The 15,981-nt window shown below is 63.5% G+C and carries 17 protein-coding genes; 5 read left to right on the plus strand and 12 right to left on the minus strand.

Annotated elements, in window-relative coordinates; all coding sequences use genetic code 11:
- Nucleotides 1–2: 2 nt before the first annotated feature.
- The 11 genes from flgK to flgB form a co-directional block, all read right to left on the minus strand.
- Nucleotides 3–1,976, minus strand: coding sequence for a flagellar hook-associated protein FlgK (gene flgK, locus RW095_RS34405; protein WP_317020271.1), 1,974 nt, complete (start codon nucleotides 1,974–1,976; stop codon nucleotides 3–5).
- Nucleotides 1,977–2,151: 175 nt separating this feature from the next.
- On the minus strand, nucleotides 2,152–2,922 hold the full coding sequence (locus RW095_RS34410; protein WP_317020272.1) for a flagellar brake protein: 771 nt from the start codon (nucleotides 2,920–2,922) through the stop codon (nucleotides 2,152–2,154).
- A 352-nt stretch (nucleotides 2,923–3,274) separates the two neighbouring features.
- Nucleotides 3,275–4,279: a flagellar assembly peptidoglycan hydrolase FlgJ gene (gene flgJ, locus RW095_RS34415; protein WP_110405353.1), complete on the minus strand. Its 1,005-nt coding sequence runs from the start codon at nucleotides 4,277–4,279 to the stop codon at nucleotides 3,275–3,277.
- Between the two features lie 12 nt (nucleotides 4,280–4,291).
- A complete protein-coding gene (locus RW095_RS34420; protein WP_317020273.1) occupies nucleotides 4,292–5,473 on the minus strand; it encodes a flagellar basal body P-ring protein FlgI in 1,182 nt (393 codons plus the stop codon).
- Between the two features lie 2 nt (nucleotides 5,474–5,475).
- Nucleotides 5,476–6,174 (minus strand): flagellar basal body L-ring protein FlgH, encoded by a 699-nt coding sequence (gene flgH, locus RW095_RS34425; RefSeq protein WP_128592219.1) that lies wholly within the window; start codon nucleotides 6,172–6,174, stop codon nucleotides 5,476–5,478.
- A gap of 48 nt (nucleotides 6,175–6,222) precedes the next feature.
- Nucleotides 6,223–7,011, minus strand: a complete 789-nt coding sequence (flgG, locus tag RW095_RS34430) for a flagellar basal-body rod protein FlgG (protein WP_020070751.1) — start codon at nucleotides 7,009–7,011, stop codon at nucleotides 6,223–6,225.
- A 143-nt stretch (nucleotides 7,012–7,154) separates the two neighbouring features.
- Entirely contained in the window at nucleotides 7,155–7,913 is a 759-nt protein-coding gene (gene flgF, locus RW095_RS34435; RefSeq protein WP_128592223.1) for a flagellar basal-body rod protein FlgF, read from the minus strand.
- Nucleotides 7,914–7,932: 19 nt separating this feature from the next.
- Nucleotides 7,933–9,471, minus strand: coding sequence for a flagellar hook-basal body complex protein (locus RW095_RS34440; RefSeq protein ID WP_317020274.1), 1,539 nt, complete (start codon nucleotides 9,469–9,471; stop codon nucleotides 7,933–7,935).
- A 43-nt stretch (nucleotides 9,472–9,514) separates the two neighbouring features.
- On the minus strand, nucleotides 9,515–10,246 hold the full coding sequence (gene flgD / locus RW095_RS34445) for a flagellar hook assembly protein FlgD (protein WP_317020275.1): 732 nt from the start codon (nucleotides 10,244–10,246) through the stop codon (nucleotides 9,515–9,517).
- 10 nt (nucleotides 10,247–10,256) lie between these two features.
- On the minus strand, nucleotides 10,257–10,682 hold the full coding sequence (flgC, locus tag RW095_RS34450; RefSeq protein ID WP_027805057.1) for a flagellar basal body rod protein FlgC: 426 nt from the start codon (nucleotides 10,680–10,682) through the stop codon (nucleotides 10,257–10,259).
- Nucleotides 10,683–10,784: 102 nt separating this feature from the next.
- The gene (flgB, locus tag RW095_RS34455; protein ID WP_317020276.1) at nucleotides 10,785–11,276 is read right to left on the minus strand and encodes a flagellar basal body rod protein FlgB; all 492 of its coding nucleotides are present in this window, start codon (nucleotides 11,274–11,276) and stop codon (nucleotides 10,785–10,787) included.
- 216 nt (nucleotides 11,277–11,492) lie between these two features.
- Between flgB and flgA the strand changes: the two genes are divergently transcribed.
- From flgA to RW095_RS34480, 5 genes are all read left to right on the plus strand, one after another.
- Nucleotides 11,493–13,100, plus strand: a complete 1,608-nt coding sequence (gene flgA, locus RW095_RS34460; protein ID WP_317020277.1) for a flagellar basal body P-ring formation chaperone FlgA — start codon at nucleotides 11,493–11,495, stop codon at nucleotides 13,098–13,100.
- 153 nt (nucleotides 13,101–13,253) lie between these two features.
- Nucleotides 13,254–13,607, plus strand: a complete 354-nt coding sequence (gene flgM / locus RW095_RS34465; RefSeq protein WP_027776970.1) for a flagellar biosynthesis anti-sigma factor FlgM — start codon at nucleotides 13,254–13,256, stop codon at nucleotides 13,605–13,607.
- A 93-nt stretch (nucleotides 13,608–13,700) separates the two neighbouring features.
- Nucleotides 13,701–14,147, plus strand: a complete 447-nt coding sequence (locus RW095_RS34470) for a flagella synthesis protein FlgN (RefSeq protein WP_317020278.1) — start codon at nucleotides 13,701–13,703, stop codon at nucleotides 14,145–14,147.
- 431 nt (nucleotides 14,148–14,578) lie between these two features.
- Nucleotides 14,579–14,761, plus strand: a complete 183-nt coding sequence (locus RW095_RS34475; RefSeq protein ID WP_128588352.1) for a type II toxin-antitoxin system HicA family toxin — start codon at nucleotides 14,579–14,581, stop codon at nucleotides 14,759–14,761.
- Complete coding sequence (locus RW095_RS34480; RefSeq protein ID WP_317020279.1) at nucleotides 14,758–15,168, plus strand: type II toxin-antitoxin system HicB family antitoxin; 411 nt, start codon at nucleotides 14,758–14,760, stop codon at nucleotides 15,166–15,168. The genes RW095_RS34475 and RW095_RS34480 overlap by 4 nt, the downstream gene beginning before the upstream one ends.
- Before the next feature lie 73 nt (nucleotides 15,169–15,241).
- On the opposite strand, the gene RW095_RS34485 is transcribed toward RW095_RS34480, so the two are convergent.
- On the minus strand, nucleotides 15,242–15,976 hold the full coding sequence (locus RW095_RS34485) for an RNA polymerase sigma factor FliA (protein WP_128595997.1): 735 nt from the start codon (nucleotides 15,974–15,976) through the stop codon (nucleotides 15,242–15,244).
- Nucleotides 15,977–15,981 lie beyond the last annotated feature (5 nt).

A 15,981-nucleotide genomic window follows, 5' to 3' on the forward strand; every position in this document is an offset into this window, starting at 1 on the left:
CCTCACTGGAAGATGCCGAGCAGCGTCTGGAACAGGGTCTGCGCGGTCTGAATGACCTTGCTGTTCGCCTGATAGAGCTGCTGATACTGAAGCAGATTGGCTGCCTCTTCATTGATGTTGACGCCCGAGACGGACTGCTGCGCGGTGGTGATCTGGGTCACCAGCGAAGCCTGCGCCGTGCTCGAAGTCTGGATCTGATTCGTCTGGTTGCCGATGTCGTTGACGTAGTTCGCGTAGGCGCCCGTCAGCGTGACCGTGCCGCCGTTCATCGATTTCGTCGTCGACAGGTTCGACAGTGCAAGCGCGTTGCGGCCGTCGTTGTTGGCGCCGGTGTTCGGACCGATCGTGAACTTGTCGCCGGCAGCGGGCGCGCCGCTGATCGTCACCGACACGTTGTTCATCTGGCCGGCGGTCGGGTTGTTGATCGTCAGGCTGGCACCGTTGCTCGACGAATACGGCACGACGGTCGTCGCGCTCGCGATCGGATAAGTGGTCGCCGGCGAACCCGCGACGGTCACCGTCGAGCCGACCGGGAAGCCGGTGAGACCCGTGCCGTCATACGTCAGCGTGGTCGTCGAGTTCGGCATCGTGTAGCCCGCCGTGACCGTGCCCTTCGAGATGGCGCCGGTGCCGGTGTTGGTCGACGCTGCCGCGCCGAGAACCGGCGCTGCGGCCGCGATCGCCGAGGCGTCCGTCGTCGCGGTCGCAAAGCTGTTCAACGCGCCGCGGGTCGGCTGGACCGTGAACGAGTCACCGGCGTTCATCGTGCCCGTGGTCGAAAAGTTCAGGCCGTTGATCGGCTGGCTCAAACTGGTCGCCGATCCCACCACGCCACCTGTCGAATTGTCGGTCAACGTGTAGGTGGTGCCGTTGAAGGCGAGCGTGTAGTCGCCAGTGGTCGGCTGTGCGGAATTCGCGAACGACACGTTGAGCGACGCATTGCCGGTGTTCTGCGTATTCGCATAGACGGTCGGGCCGCCTACCGAGAACAGCGCGCCGCCCTGCACCCCGGCGAGCGTGATGCCGAGCGCATTCTGCGCGTTGACTTGCGAGGCGAAGCTCACGGCAATCGCGCCGAGTTGCGCTTCTGCCGGATCGAGCGTCTGGCTGCGGAACGCGACGAGGCCGCCGAGCGTGCCGCCCTCGATCTTGCTGTCCGGAAGGTCTTGCGGCGCGGCGGCAGGGTTTGCGCCGGCCTGGCCGAGATACTGCACGGACAGCTCGCTGGAATCGCCCTTCGAAGGCGTGGTGCCCAGATTGAAGCTGTTGCCACCCGACACGAGCGGCTGGCCGTTGCTCATGAAGACGCCATAGCTGCCGTTGCTGTTCACCACTTGCACGCCGATCAGTTGCGACAGATTCGACACGGCGAGATCGCGCTGATCGAGCAACTGGTTCGGCGGCTGGCCTTGCGTGCTCGCGGCGGAAATCTGGCCGTTCAACTGTGCGATCTGCTTCGTGTAGTCGTTGATCTGTGAAACGGTGTTGGTCAGTTGCGTATTGACGCTTTGGCGCAACGCGTCATATTGCTGGCCGGCGGCGTTGATCTGGTTCGCGAGCGTCTGCGCGCCGCTCATCGCCGTCTGGCGCGTGGAGAGGCTCGAAGCGCTGTTCGCGACGTTCTGCATGCCCGTGAAATAGCTCGTGACCGCGCTCGCAATGCCGGCAGTCGGGCTGCCGATCAGATTGTTCAGTTGCGAGATCAGCGTGTTGTAGGTCGCGAGCGAGCTGCTGGACGACTGCGCGTTATTCAGCTGGGTCGTCAGATACTGGCTGTACTGGCGCGTGACCGTGACTGTCGAGACGCCCTGCGGCAAATAGCCGGAACCAGTGTACTGGCCACCCGTTTCCGCGAAGACCGGCGTTTCAATGGTATAGCCGGGCGTCGACGCGTTGCTGATGTTCTGGCCGGTCGTCGTGAGTCCCCACTGGGCTGCATTCAGTCCACTGAGGCCGAGATTGATGAGATTGGACATGCGTCATCCTGAAGGGCGACACCACACATGCCGCCGCGTTACTTGAACTTAGTGTTTAACGGCTTTCGCGGCGGAAAATTGAGTCCATTCACGACGCTTGCGAGAGTTTGTTTCAACGTTTGCGAGGCCGATGCGCCGGGCCTTCGCCGGCGCGTCATGTATGGTCCGCGCGCTGTCAGCGAACCAGCGAACGGCGTTTCATTTCGAGCTGCGTGATGAGACGCTGCAGCGTGTTCTCCGCGTTGCCCGGCAGCGTCAGAAAGCGGAAACCGAGCTGATAACGCTGCGTGCCGTTGGGCAGCGCGAGCGAGCGATGCGACACGAGTTGCAGATCGAGCGAAAGGCGGCCCAGTCCGCCGAGCGACAATTCGCAATCGCCGAGACGCGTGCCCATGGGCAGCTCGGCGACGCGTTCGTCGGAAGTGCGCATGCCGACGCCGCCCAGTGAGAGGTCGTGCACCTCGAAGCGGAAGGAATCGCCTTCCGGCAGACGGCCGCTGCACACGTACGGATCGAGAATCGGTGCGTCGACGCGGAAATACTCACGGCGTTGCACGTAGAAGAGCACCTGCGGAAAGTCGGCTTCGAATGCCGGCATTCCCTCGTAACGCGTTTCGCGCGGCGTGCCGGTGACGAACTCCATGCGCACGCCCTCGGGCGCCGCGTGGAACTGACAGCTCGACGCCGCAAGCAGACCGCGGTTCTGATCGGACAACGCGCCCCAGTCGAACGTGAAGGTGCGTCCGCGCACGTCGACGTCGAGCAGGCGCGTGACGAGCTGGCCGCCCGCATATTGAACGGTGAGGAAATCGCCCCGATTGACGAGGTTGCGCAATTGAACGCCGATTTCGAGCGGATTGCGGCGGCCAAAATCGTGTGCACTGTCGTCCAGCGGAACGTGCGGCTGAAGCGTGTCGGTTTGGCCGTTCGACTGATTGGTTTCCATGGGCTTGCCGGTATGCATGTTCTTGCGGGCACGTGCCAGAGCTCCTGACGGGGCTTTCACGCGGTCTTTCATTCCCGGCCGCGGCACGCACATTCAACCGGACATAAACGCTTCCGGTATGGGGTCTAACGGATTAGCGGCAGTATCGAGCCAAAATTTAGGGGCGACTAATAATATATTTAGAATAATCTCTCGCAAACGTTAAAGCCCCGGTAACTCGCCGATAACGTGTCTGTAAATCGCCCGCTGTCTCTTCGCCGCGTGTCTGTTGCTTGTACGTCCCTGGTTCGCCGAGTCCGGCAAAACCGCCTGTCGCGGCCAATCGCCGTCGACCGGTCGCATTGACGCCCGCTCAGCCCATCTTTTGCATAATGGACATCAGCTTCTTCGCGTAATGCGGATCGGTTGCATAACCGGCGCGCTGCATGCCGTTCGCAAAGCCCTTCACGTCGTGCGCGGAATTGATGACCTGCGCGTAACGCGGATTGCCCTTCAGCATGCTCGCATAATCGGTCATGGCTTCCTGATACGAGTCGTAGGCGCGGAACTTCTCGACCACGCGCTGCGGCTTGCCGTTCACGTACTCGGTAGTGAGCGTGGAAACCGTCTTGCCGGTCCAGTCCTTGGTCGCCTTGATGCCGAATACGTTGTGGCTCGTGCTGCCGTCGGCCTTCTTGATCTCGCTTTTGCCCCAGCCCGATTCCAGCGCCGCCTGGCCGATGATGAAGCGCGCCGGAATGCCGGTGGCCGCGCTGGCGGCCTGCGCCGGAGCCGCGAGCTTGTCGACGAAAGCATCCACCTTCGGCGAGCTGCCGTCACCCTTCAACGGCGGCGTCAGCGCGCTATTGGCCGAGTAGCCCTTGCCCATCGCGAGCTGGCCGTTGGCTTGCGCATTACCGTAGGCCTTGGCAAGCGCGTTGAGCGCCGCGGTCTGGCCTTCGTCGCCGCCGCTGCCGCCGCCGAGCGCGTTGGCCATGCCGGCCAGACCGCCCGCGCCGCCTGCTCCATTCGGGCCGCTCACCTGCATGCCCTGGTTGCGCATCAACTGCTTGAGCATCGCATCGGCCACACCGATGCCCTTTTGCGACATCTGCTGCGACAACTGCTGATCCATCATCGACGTAAACGTCGCGCTGTCGTGCGAGTCGAACGGGCCGTCCTGCGGCGTCGCATCGCGCATGCTCTTCAGCATCATCTGCGTGAAGACCGCGTCGAACTGCTGCGCGGCTACCTTCATGCCGGCTTGCGGCGACGCCTTCGCCTGCGCGCTCAGCTTCGCGAAACCCTGCACGTCGAGCGCGAAGCGCTGGCTAAGATCGTTTGCCGCCGCGGCGGAATTGGTCGTATCCGAATTCATCTGCTGTGTTCCTTAGATGATTTCCAGGTCGGCGCGCAAAGAGCCCGCCGCTTTCATCGCCTGCAGGATCGACATCAGATCCGCGGGCGTCGCACCCAATGCGTTGAGCGCCTTCACCACGTCGGCGAGATTCGCGCCGGCGGTCACGAGCTTCAGCGCGCCGTTGTCCTGCTTCATCTGAATCTGCGACTGTTGCGCCACCACCGTCTGGCCGTTCGAGAACGCGCCCGGCTGGCTCACCACCGGCTGCGTGTTGATCACGACCGACAGGTTGCCGTGTGCGACCGCGCAGTTCTGCAGCGTGACCATCTGGTTCATCACGATCGAACCGGTGCGCGCGTTCAGGATCACCTTCGCTGCGGCCTGCGCCGGTTTCACGTCGAGATTCTGCAATTGCGCCATGAAGGCGACCTGCTGCTCCGGGTCAGCCGGCGCGCGCAGTTGAATCGTGCGGCCGTCGAGCGCCGTGGCCGTGCCGCCGCCGAATGCATTGTTCACTGCCGCCACCACGCGCTGCGTCGTGTCGTAGTCCATTTCGTTCAGGTCGAGTTGCATCGTTCCGGCTTGCGACACCGAGGTCGGCACCGCGCGTTCGACAATCGCGCCGCCGGCGATACGGCCGGCAGCGAGCGTATTGACCTGCACCTTGCTGCCGTTGGCGCTCGCGCCGGCGCCGCCAACCGCGAGATTGCCCTGGCCGAGTGCGTACACCTGGCCGTCGGCGCCCTTGAGCGGCGTGAGCAGCAGCGTGCCGCCTCGCAGGCTCTTCGCATTGCCGAGCGACGACACCGTCACGTCGATCTGTTCACCCGGGCGCGCGAACGGAGGCAGCACCGCCGTCACCATCACCGCGGCAACGTTCTTCAACTGGACGTTCGACAGCGACGATTGCGAGTTGCTCGAACCGGCCGCCTGGTTGTTGATCGAGATGCCGAGGTTCGCCAGCATGTTGGCGAGCGTCTGCGTGGTGAACGGGGTCTGCGTGGTCTGGTCGCCCGTGCCGTCGAGACCGACGACGAGGCCGTAGCCGATCAGCGGATTGTCACGCACACCCTGGATCTGCACGAGGTCCTTCAGGCGCTCGGCGTGAGCAGGCGTCGCCGCCGGCAGCGCCGCGCAGGCGAGCGCGACGAAAGCCAACGCCCGGCCGATCCGGCCGGCTCGCGCGAGGAAGCGGAATGAAACAGTACGCATGATCACCACGGCGACACGTTGAGGAAGAAGCGTTGCAGCCAGCCCATGTTTTCGGCCTCGTCGAGATAGCCTTTCGCGGAATACTCGATCTTTGCGTCGGCCACCTGCGTGGAGTACACGGCATTCAGACTGGAGATCGTGTTCGGGTTCACCACGCCCGAGAAGCGCACGAACTCGTTGCCCTGATTGATGAGCATCTGCTTTTCGCCGCTTACCATCAGGTTGCCGTTCGGCAGCACGCCGGTCACCGTCACAGTGATCGTGCCGTTGAATGTGTTCGACGCGTTGGCGCCGCCGGTGCCGCTGAACACGTTCGCGCCGTTGGCGCTGAGACTCGCCTTGCCGAACAGTCCGGCAAGGAAGCCCGCCGTCGGCACGGCCAGATTGGTGCTGCCCGAGCGGTTTGAATTGGCGCCCGAGGACTTCGTCGCGTTGACGTTTTCCTGAATCACGATGGTCAGGATGTCGCCCACATTGCGCGGACGCTGATCTTCGAACAACGGCCGGCCCGCGTAACCCGGGTTGTAGATCGAGCCTGGCGACTGTGCTTGCGGCGGCATCGGCGGCAGCGCCGTCATTGGCTGCTGCGTGATCGGCTGCTTCGGCACGAGGCCGCAACCGCCGAGCGCGACGAGCAGCGTGAGCTGCGCGAGCGCGACGGCAGTACGCGAATGAACCGGATTACGAGTGAAGTGCGACATCTTGATTACCGCCTGATTTACAGCCTGTTAATTCCAGTGACTTCAGCGTTAGACCTGCATCTGGCTGAGCGTCTGCAGCATCTGGTCGGACGTCGTCACGGCCTTGCTGTTGATTTCGTACGCACGTTGCGTCTGGATCATGTTCACCAGTTCCTGCACCACGTTCACGTTCGATGCTTCGACGTAGCCTTGATTGAGCGTGCCCGCGCCGTTCAGGCCAGGCTGCGCAACGTTAGGCGCGCCCGACGACGCAGTTTCCGCGAACAGGTTCTCGCCCTTCGCATCGAGACCGGCCGGGTTGATGAAGGTCGCGACCTGCATCGAGCCGAGCTGCTGGCTGTTGGTCGAGCCGGCGACGGTGATCGACACCACGCCGTCGCTGCCGATGGTGAGCGACGTCGCGTTGTTCGGCACCGTGATGGCCGGGATCACCTGGTAGCCGCTCGACGTCACGAGCTGGCCTTGCGCGTTGGTCTGAAACGAGCCGTCACGCGTATAGGCGGTCGTGCCGTCGGGCATCTGCACCTGGAAAAAGCCCTGGCCGTTGATGGCGACGTCTTTCGAGTTGCCGGTCTGCTGCAGATTGCCCTGCGTGTACAGACGCTCGGTGGCGACCTGCTGCACGCCGGTGCCGAGCTGGATGCCCGACGGCAATTCGGTTTGCTGCGTCGAGTTCGCACCAGGCTGGCGGACGGTCTGATACAGCAGATCCTCGAATACCGCACGTGAGCCCTTGAAGCCGTTGGTGCTGACGTTCGCGAGGTTGTTCGAGATCACGTCCATCTGCGCCTGTTGCGCATTCATGCCGGTGGCGGCGATATAAAGCGAGCGATTCATATTCCTTCTCCTATGTCGACCGGAGTCCGCGCTTCAGCCATGAACCCAAAGTCCGCGCTTCAGCGCGCTACTCCGGTCCCATGCAAAGCACTTACTCTGGTCCCATGCAACATCGTTGCGGGCCGGCACGAGCCGGCGGCCCGTTAGCTAAAGCTGAGCAACTGGTTAGCCGACTGATCGTTCTTGTCGGCGCTTTCCAGCAGCTTGGTCTGCATCTGGAACTGGCGCGCGTTCGTGATCATCGAGACCATCGCGCTGACCGGATTCACGTTGCTCCCTTCGAGCGATGCAGGCGCGACCGTCACGGCCGGATCGGCGTCGGCGGGATTGCCGTCGGCGGTACGAAAGAGTCCGTCGTCGCCGCGCGTCATGGTTTGCGGATCGGGGTTGACCAGCTTCAGCTGATCGACCGTCACCACGGCGGTCGGCGGATCGCCCGGCGTGAGCGCCGACACGGTGCCGTCCCTGCCGATGGTGATCTGCGCACCCGGCGGCACCGAGACCGGCCCGCCGTTGCCGAGCACCACCTGATTGGTGGCGTTCACCAACTGCCCGTTCTGGTCGATGTGCAGATTGCCCGCACGCGTGTAGGCCTCGCCGCCGTCAGTGGTTTGCACCGACAGCCAGCCCGGACCTTCGATGGCGACGTCGAGAGGATTTCCCGTCTGCTGGATCGGGCCCGGCGTGTAGTCCGCGCCCGGCGTCGACGACAGCACGAAAGTGCGCGTGGTGTTGTCGTTGATCGAACTGCCGTCGCCGAACGACATCGGCACGGCGCGGAAAGTCGCCAACTGCGCGCGAAAACCAGTGGTCGATGCGTTCGCCAGATTGTTGGCAACGATTGCCTGCTGTTCGAGCGCTTGCGTGCTGCCCGACATCGCGGTGTAGATCAGCCGATCCATAATGGGTGGGTCCGGTCGCTTACAGGTTGATCAGGGTCTGGTCGACGGTCTGCTGGGTCTTGATCGTCTGCGCGTTCGCTTGATAGTTGCGTTGCGCGGTGATCAGGTTCACCAGTTCGCTCGTCAGATCGACGTTCGAGTTTTCCACCGCGCCGCCTTGCAGCACCCCGTGGTTGGTCGAGCCCGGTGCGGAAATCTGCGCGACGCCCGATTGCGAGGTCTGCTGAAACTCGTTGTTGCCGAGGTTCACAAGACCGTTCTGGTTCGAGAAGTTCGCCAGCACGATCTGGCCGAGCGCCGCGGTTTGCTGGTTCGAATAGTTGCCGGTCAGCGTGCCGTCCGCGCCGATCGTGAAGCTCGTCAGCGTGCCCGCGGCGTAGCCGTCGGGCTGCAGCGAGTTCACGCCGTCCTTGCCGCCGTACTGCGTCGTGCCGGCAATGTTGAGCGTCAGGTTCTGAGGCGTCGACGAACCGTCGGTGGTCGGAATCGAGAAGTTGTAGGCGAACGGCGTGGCGGTGGCGACGAAAGTCGCCGGCACGGTCGCCGGGACAGACGGCTGGGTCGTGCTGAGCAGCGTGCCCGACGAGTTGAAGTTTGCCTGGCCGATCAGGTTCGCCGCGCCCGTCGAGGTGCCGGCATACACGTTCCACGTGCCGGCCGACGTTTTGGCGAAGTACATGTTGACCGTCTGCGAACCGCCGAGCGAGTCATAGACCGTCGTGCTGGTCGAGTAGTTATACGTCGACGAGCTGTTCTGGTTGAACGCCACAGGCGTCGGCGCAATCGCGACGCTGTCGCCCGTCGCCGGCGTGCCGTTGAACGTGATGGTCTGGCCGTTGCCGAGCGGGATCGCCGTGCCCGCCGTATACGTCGCGGGGGGTGCCGTCGTCGTGCCGAGCGTGGTGTCGGTGACGGTGTAGGTCGTCGGGCTCGTGAAGTTGACCGTGTAGCTGTCGTTGTTCGTGCCCGAGGCGGTGTTCGTGATGGTCGCGCCGGGCGTGGTCAGCGTACTGCCCCCGGCGAGCGTCGGCGTCACGGTCGGCGTGCCGAGCATCAGCGGATCCTGCGCGTTCAGGTTCAAACCCGCGGTGATCTTGGTAGTCGCTTGCGGCGCGATGTTAGCGGTCGGCACGGTGAGCGGCACGGTCTGCGCGGTGTTGACGACGCCCGAGCTGTTCGCGGCGTAGCCCATCAGTTGCAGGCCTTGTGCATTCGTGATGAAGCCGTTCTTGTCGAGCTGGAACACGCCGTTGCGCGAGTACACCATCGAGCCGTTGTTCGACAGCTGGAAAAAGCCGTTGCCGTTGATCGCGATGTCGAGCGCCTGGTTGGTGCTCGTAATCGTGCCTTGCGAGAACTGCTGCTGCACTTCCGAGAGCTTGGTGCCGATACCGACCTGGTTGCCCACCGAGGTCGCCACGGAATTGGCGTACATGTCGGCGAATTGCGCTGCGCCGCTCTTGAAGCCAACCGTATTCGCGTTGGCAATGTTGTTGCCGATCACGTCGAGATCGCTCGACGATGCGGACAAACCACTCAAACCTTGTTGGTAACCCATAACGGTCTCCGTATCTGGAAAGTCGTAACTGACTGAATCTGAACTAGAGGATCGCGGCCACGCTGGTCAGCCCGACAGTCGTGCCGTTCGACAGCACGAGACCCGGCGTACCGTTGTTCTGCATGACGACGCTTCGCACCGTTGCGCCTGCGAGCGTGGTGGCCGTGGCCTGCTGGCCGTTGATCGTGCCGACCGCGCTGATCGTGTACGTGCCGTCGGGCAGCGCGTTGCCGGCCGAGTCGGTCGGCGTCCAGCCCACCGGAATCGTGCCCGCCGACTGCTTGCCGAGGTCGATCGTGTTGACGATCTGTCCCGCCGAGTTCTTCACGACGACCTGCAGGTCGCTCACCGAGTTCGCAAGCTGCACGCCGAAAGCGCCGGCCTTGCCGCTCGCGACCGACACGGAGCTTCCCGGCGCGAGCACGGTCGAGCCGATCAGCAGCGCCGCTTGCGACTGCTGGCCCGCCGACATCTGCGTCGCGAGCGAGCTCAACGTCGTGTTCAACTGGCTGATGCCCGACACGGTGTTGATCTGGGCGAGCTGCGAGGTCATCTGCGAGCTGTCCATCGGATTGGTCGGATCCTGGTTCTTCAACTGCGCTACGAGCAGGCTCAGGAAGGTGTTCTGCAGATCGGTCGCCGAGGTGCCAGAGGTGCCGCTCTTCGAACTCGTCGAACTGCTCGAACCCGACGTGCTGTTCGTGCCGTTCATCGTATCGAGCAGCGTTTGCGACACGGTCGTGCCGTTGTTGCCGATGGTGGTGCCAGTAGTCAAGGGGCTCTCCTCAGGTTCCGATCGTGAGCGTCTTCAGCATCAGGGTCTTGGCGGTGTTCAGGGTTTCGACGTTGGCCTGGTACGAGCGCGACGCCGAAATCATGTTCACCATTTCCTGGACCGGGTCGACGTTGGGCAGCGTCACATAGCCGTCAGCGTTGGCCGCCGGGTTGCCGGGGTCGTAGGCGGTCTTCATCGGCGTCGGGTCGTCGACCACGCCGGTGACCTGCACGCCGCCAACCTGCTGGCCGGAGCCCGAGCGCGCGCCGCCGAGCGGCGCAACGCCGAACACGACCTGCTTGGCCTTGTACGGCTGGCCGTCCGGGCCGGTGGTGCTGTCCGCGTTGGCGAGGTTCGACGCCGTCACGTTGAGCCGTTGCGACTGCGCGGACATCGCGGAGCCTGCAACACCAAATATGTTCATCAAAGAAGGCATGTTTGCTGACCTTTCCCGCCGGTTCGATCCGGCTTCAAGTTAGTTCCCGTAGCGATTGTTCTTGCGTACTGCGTGTTTCTTTGCGTGCAGACCGTTACCCGGTTACGAGCCCGACTGGATCGCCGACAACATCGTCTTGATCTGGCTCGACAGCATCGTCATGCCCGACTCGAAGTGCAGCGTGTTGTCCGCGAACTGAACGCGCTCGGTGTCGATGTCGACCGTGTTGCCGTCGAGCGCGGGCTGCGTCGGAACGCGGTATTGCAGGTTGCCGTAGTCGTCAGGCGCGCCGCCCGCCGGGCTCAGCGTCGATTTGCCGGACATGTGGCCCGGCGTGGTCGACGCCATCGACATTCCGCTCGTCAGGCCGGCCGGCTGCGCCATGGGAAGCGTCGCGGTGTTCGACGCCGTGTGCGCGGCCACGCCGGTCTTTTTCAGCGCGCCCGCGAGCGACGAAGCGAAGTCGACGTCGCGCGCCTTGTAGCCGGGCGTGTCGGCATTGGCGATATTCGACGACAGGAGCTCCTGGCGATAAGCGCGCACATCGAGCGCTTCACGTCCAAAGGCGAATTCGGCATCGAGTTTGTCCAGCATAAGAATCTCCGGAGAACGGTCCCGAGGCTTCCCGTGCGCCTCGCGTGAGGACCGCATCAGGCGGGAAGACCTTTTTGCATGAGGTGCATCTTATGGGCCGAGTGCAAGCAGCAATCGGACGAATAACCGGGAAAGGGGGCTTCTATTCAACGTTTGCGCAGAGGGGGCTCTCAATAGAATGCAAGGCGTACCAAATGCATTCGATGGAGAACCGCAATGAACCAGCACACTTCCGATCCGACGCACCGCGCGAAACGCGCGGCGGCGCATCGCCTGTGTGCGGCCGCGCTGCGCGTCGCCGCGCGGCTCGTGCTGAGTTCGTCGCTGGGTGTGCCCGGTGTCGGCGCCGCCGCGCTATGCGCGCCTGCCGCCGCTATGCTGTTCGCCAATGCCGCACATGCCGGCGAGGCGGACGGCCCCATCGTGATTGCCGGTCCAAACGAAAAGAATCCGGCGGCACTCACCGAGCTTGCCGAGCATATGCAGGCAGCGCCCGCGAAACGAGCCGGCTCGGCGGCGACGCTCGCCGCCGCCACCGCGCAATCGCTCGGGCGCGGTTCGGCCACGCGTGACGCCGATCCTTTCAGCCGCGCCGCCAATGCAAGCGGCTCGATCGTCATCGCGGGCTCGGGCGACGCGCCGGCCGCGCCGCAAATGATCCGTACGAGTTTCAAGCCGGACGCGAACGGCGTCGTCACCATTCCCGCGCCGGGCCGTGCCGGTTCTGCCGCGACGAACGCAACAAACGCAACAAGCGCAACAAGCGCAACCGACGCACCCAGCAACATCCATCCGGCCGACGGTGCCGCGCGCCTCAATGAGATGCCGGCCTCGCGCCGTGTCGTTCCGGTTGTCGTGACACCGGCGCCGCAAGCGAACGGAGTGCGTCAGTCCGCCGGCGTTCAGCCGGTGGCGGCGAACGCGCCGACCAGCGTGACGAGTCGCGCAGCGGCCGCGCAGTCGCAAGCGTTGGGAGCATCAGCAACCGACTCGTTCGACACGCTCGCTTCGCGTGGCGAGCCGCCGCAGATCGGCGCGGACGGCAAGCCCATCAAGGCCCGTTCGAGCGCGCCCGCGAATTCGACCAATGGCGCCGCCGCGGCGCCGACTGCACGCATGTCCGCGACACGGCCCGTCGCGCCCGCGCTCGCGCAGCAGAATCTGCGTGCGGCAGCACCGGCGCAGCCCGAGCCGCTGCCCGGCCAACAAGACGCGGAAGCGATCCGCACGACCGCGCTCGCGTTCCTGCAGCAGCAGTCGGCGGGATTGCCTGGCAAAGTGGACATCACCGTTGCACCCGCGTTTCCGCGCGGTCTCGCGGCCTGCATGATGCTGGAGCCGTTCATGCCGAGCGGCGCGCGCCTGTGGGGTCGCGTGACCGTCGGCGTGCGTTGCGCGGGCCAGCGTCCTTGGACCATCTATCTGCAGGCCCGCATCTCGCTGCATGCCACCTATTACCTCGCCGGCCGCGCGATGTCGCCTGGCGAAGTGCTGACAGCCGCCGATCTGGTCGCGCGCGAGGGCGATCTGACGGGTTTGCCGCAGGCGATCGTGACGGACCCGTCACAAGCGGTCGGCTCTGTCACGTTGACACGCGTTGCCGCAGGCATGCCGCTGCGCCGCGATATGCTGAAGAGCGCGTCGGCGGTGTCGATCGGACAGACGGTGCGCGTGGTCGCAGCCGGCGAAGGATTCGCAATTTCGTCGGAAGGCAGCGCGATGAACAATGCGTCGCCGGGTCAACAGGTCCGCGTGAAGACCCCCAACGGCCAGGTTATCTCGGGCATCGTCAAGGACGGCGCGACGGTGGAGATCCAGCTATGAGTCGCCAGCGTTCCGAGCTGGCGGCCGGTCCAGATGCGTCCGCCGTTTCAGGGCCGGATCGCATTGACAGACAAGGAAAAAGCAGCAGCGATTGCGCTAAAGTTTTGATCGACGGTTGCCGTTATCAGAATCAAATCGTTCAGGAAGCCAATCGTGAAAGTCGATTCCAAAACCAATTCGAATCTGCCGACGTTGAAAGACGGCGTGTCCCGCTCGCAACAAAGCGACGCGGCGACGGCCAACACCGGCGCGCAGACCGCGAGCACTGCCTCGCAAGCCACTCCCAGCAGTTCGGGCGACGCCAGCGTCAGCCTGTCGGGTCTGTCGCAGCACCTGCGCAGCCTCGCGGCATCTGGCTCGGCCGACATCGATACGGCGCACGTCGAGTCGATCAAGCAGGCCATCAAGGACGGCACGCTGCAGATCGACTCGGGCAAGATCGCCGACGGCGTGCTGAGCACCGCACGCGAACTGTTGCAAAGCAAAACCCCGTCGACCGGCAATTAATCGACGCATCGAAGTACGGTGAATGGCCGGGCGGCGTTCGACAAACCCGACTCGCGGTCGTCCGCGAGCCGTCGTTTTCAGCGAGTTGTTGAGATGAAAGACGCCCTGCTTGCCACCCTCATCGAAGAGTATTCCGCCGTCGAGGCGTTCGCCTCCGTTTTGACGCTGGAGACCAAGGCATTGACTGCCTTGTCGCCGGTCGAACTGCTGCCGCCAGTCATCGACAAGAAAACCGAGCTGATCGGCGAGCTCGCGCAGCTCGAAACCCGCCGCGACGAACTGCTCGCCGAAATGGGTTTTCCGGGCGGTTGGGCCGGCATGGAACTCGCGGTCAGCACCGACGAGCGGCTCGCTGCGCAGTGGTCGCTGCTGCAAAAAGCGGCCGAGCGAGCGCGCCGCTTCAACACGAGCAACGGCGAGCTGATTCGCGTGCGCATGGATTACAACCAGCGGGCGCTGACGGCGTTGCAGGTAGCCTTGCCGCAAAAGGCCAACTTCTATGGCCCGGACGGACGCATTCCGGCGCGTGCAGCGGTCTGACGCCGGTTGACGCTGGCGCTCAGCGACAGCGTTTCGTGTTCGCTTCTGCGAATGCCGATTGTCGCGATGCGGGCCTCGCATGCATTGCATGTGTTTGACACTAACGCCCCACTCGCCCGCAACTTCGTGACTCGCGGCTAGTTCGCCGCAGCCACGCAGCCAACTCAAGCAGCCTCGTGTGAACAGAAGGGTTCGTCGTCTCGACGAACTCTTTTTGTTTTCTGTCTCCTCGGCACTCGCGTCCTTCTCTTTCCCCGTCTGCTTTAGCCATTCGGCCAGGCGGCGGGAATCCGTCGCGCACGATCAAATCACCGCTTTCCCCAACGAAGTTTTTCGCTCCCAGCGAGCGCGCTGACGCGTCGCGACGAAAGCGGGAGTCAACTTCATCTAGCGAGGGTGTGTAATCGTGTGTATGATTCGAGGAGTGCAACATGAACAGTGCCGAAGTCGTCAAACTGATTCAGGCGAACGGCTGGCGGCTCGTCCGCATATCGGGCAGCCATCATCATTTTCGGCACGCATTCAAAGCCGGGCTCGTGACCATCCCCCATCCCAGGCGGGATCTACCAGCCGGCACGCTGAACAGCATCTTGAAACAGGCAGGGCTGAAATGAAAAATCTGATCTTCCCGATCGCAATCGAGGCGGGCGACGCGCAGCACGCGTTCGGCGTCATCGTGCCGGATATTCCGGGCTGTCACTCGGCGGGAGATACGCTGGAAGAAGCTTATGCGAATGCAAAAGAAGCGATCGAGGCGCATCTGGATACGCTGCTCGACGAAGGCTTGCCGATTCCCGAAAGGCTGACGCTAGACGAGCATCGGCGTAATCCTGACTACGCGGGTTTCACGTGGGGTTTCGTGACAATCCGGAATATTCCCGCGCTGAAAAGGGCGGTACGCATCAACATTTCGTTGCCCGAAGCTTTGGTGCATGAAATCGACGAATACGCGCAGGCGCGTGGCATGTCGCGTTCCGCTTTTCTCGCGCTCGCAGCCGAGCATGAAATGGCGGACGCATGACAGAAGGCGCGGGTAACGCCCTCGCTTCACAACTCATTCGCCCCGCTGGGCGCTAGCTCACGAGGCGAGCCGCTCACGTTGCCTCGGCATTGGCCCACGCCATCTCGCGCAAGCGCGTGCGCAAACGCGCCACCGCCTGGCTGTGCAACTGACACACGCGCGACTCGCTGACTTCCATCACCGCGCCGATTTCACGCAGGTTCATGCCGCGCTCGTAGTAGAGCGACATCAGCAACTTCTCGCGTTCCGGCAAGCGATCGATCGCCTCGACCAACGCCGAGCGCAGGCTGTCGTCGAGCAAGGCCGAAAGCGGGTCCGAGTGATCGACGCAGTAGCGGTCGAGAAACGGCTCGTCGTCCGCGGAACGGTCGAAGTCTTCGTAGTAGATCAACTGGCTTCCGTGCAGGTCCTGCAGCATCGACTGAAACTCGTCGAGCGGCATTTGCAGATGTTCGGCAATCTCCGTTTCGCTCGCCGAGCGGCCCAGATTCTGCTCCACCTTGTGCACTGCCGTCTCCACTTCTCGCGACGTGCGCCGCAAGCTGCGCGGCAACCAGTCGTTGCTACGCAGTTCGTCCAGCATCGCGCCGCGAATCCGCTGGCTCGCGTAGGTTTCGAACTGCGCGCCCTGATCTTCCTTGTAGCGACTCGCGGCATCCAGCAAGCCAATCATGCCCGCCTGAATCAGATCGTCGAGATCCACGCTGGCCGGCATTTTTGCAACGAGCTGCAAGCCGAGTCGACGCACCAGCGGTGCGTACTTCGTCAAAACATCGGCTTGGGAAATTTTTCCCTGAGCGTTATACATCGTGC

This window comes from Paraburkholderia kirstenboschensis, from assembly GCF_032806925.1.
Classification (GTDB): Bacteria; Pseudomonadota; Gammaproteobacteria; order Burkholderiales; family Burkholderiaceae; genus Paraburkholderia; species Paraburkholderia kirstenboschensis.

Excerpts from the sequence above, each read along its gene's own strand:
- flgK (WP_317020271.1), bottom strand. The coding sequence starts at position 1,976 with ATGTCCAATCTCATCAATCTCGGCCTCAGTGGACTGAATGCAGCCCAG.
- flgH (WP_128592219.1), bottom strand. The coding sequence starts at position 6,174 with ATGTCGCACTTCACTCGTAATCCGGTTCATTCGCGTACTGCCGTCGCG.
- RW095_RS34470 (WP_317020278.1), top strand. The coding sequence starts at position 13,701 with ATGAAAGACGCCCTGCTTGCCACCCTCATCGAAGAGTATTCCGCCGTC.
- RW095_RS34475 (WP_128588352.1), top strand. The coding sequence starts at position 14,579 with ATGAACAGTGCCGAAGTCGTCAAACTGATTCAGGCGAACGGCTGGCGG.
- flgC (WP_027805057.1), bottom strand. The coding sequence starts at position 10,682 with ATGCCTTCTTTGATGAACATATTTGGTGTTGCAGGCTCCGCGATGTCC.
- RW095_RS34440 (WP_317020274.1), bottom strand. The coding sequence starts at position 9,471 with ATGGGTTACCAACAAGGTTTGAGTGGTTTGTCCGCATCGTCGAGCGAT.
- flgG (WP_020070751.1), bottom strand. The coding sequence starts at position 7,011 with ATGAATCGCTCGCTTTATATCGCCGCCACCGGCATGAATGCGCAACAG.
- flgA (WP_317020277.1), top strand. The coding sequence starts at position 11,493 with ATGAACCAGCACACTTCCGATCCGACGCACCGCGCGAAACGCGCGGCG.
- RW095_RS34480 (WP_317020279.1), top strand. The coding sequence starts at position 14,758 with ATGAAAAATCTGATCTTCCCGATCGCAATCGAGGCGGGCGACGCGCAG.
- flgJ (WP_110405353.1), bottom strand. The coding sequence starts at position 4,279 with ATGAATTCGGATACGACCAATTCCGCCGCGGCGGCAAACGATCTTAGC.
- flgB (WP_317020276.1), bottom strand. The coding sequence starts at position 11,276 with ATGCTGGACAAACTCGATGCCGAATTCGCCTTTGGACGTGAAGCGCTC.
- flgF (WP_128592223.1), bottom strand. The coding sequence starts at position 7,913 with ATGGATCGGCTGATCTACACCGCGATGTCGGGCAGCACGCAAGCGCTC.
- RW095_RS34485 (WP_128595997.1), bottom strand. The coding sequence starts at position 15,976 with ATGTATAACGCTCAGGGAAAAATTTCCCAAGCCGATGTTTTGACGAAG.
- RW095_RS34420 (WP_317020273.1), bottom strand. The coding sequence starts at position 5,473 with ATGCGTACTGTTTCATTCCGCTTCCTCGCGCGAGCCGGCCGGATCGGC.
- RW095_RS34410 (WP_317020272.1), bottom strand. The coding sequence starts at position 2,922 with ATGGAAACCAATCAGTCGAACGGCCAAACCGACACGCTTCAGCCGCAC.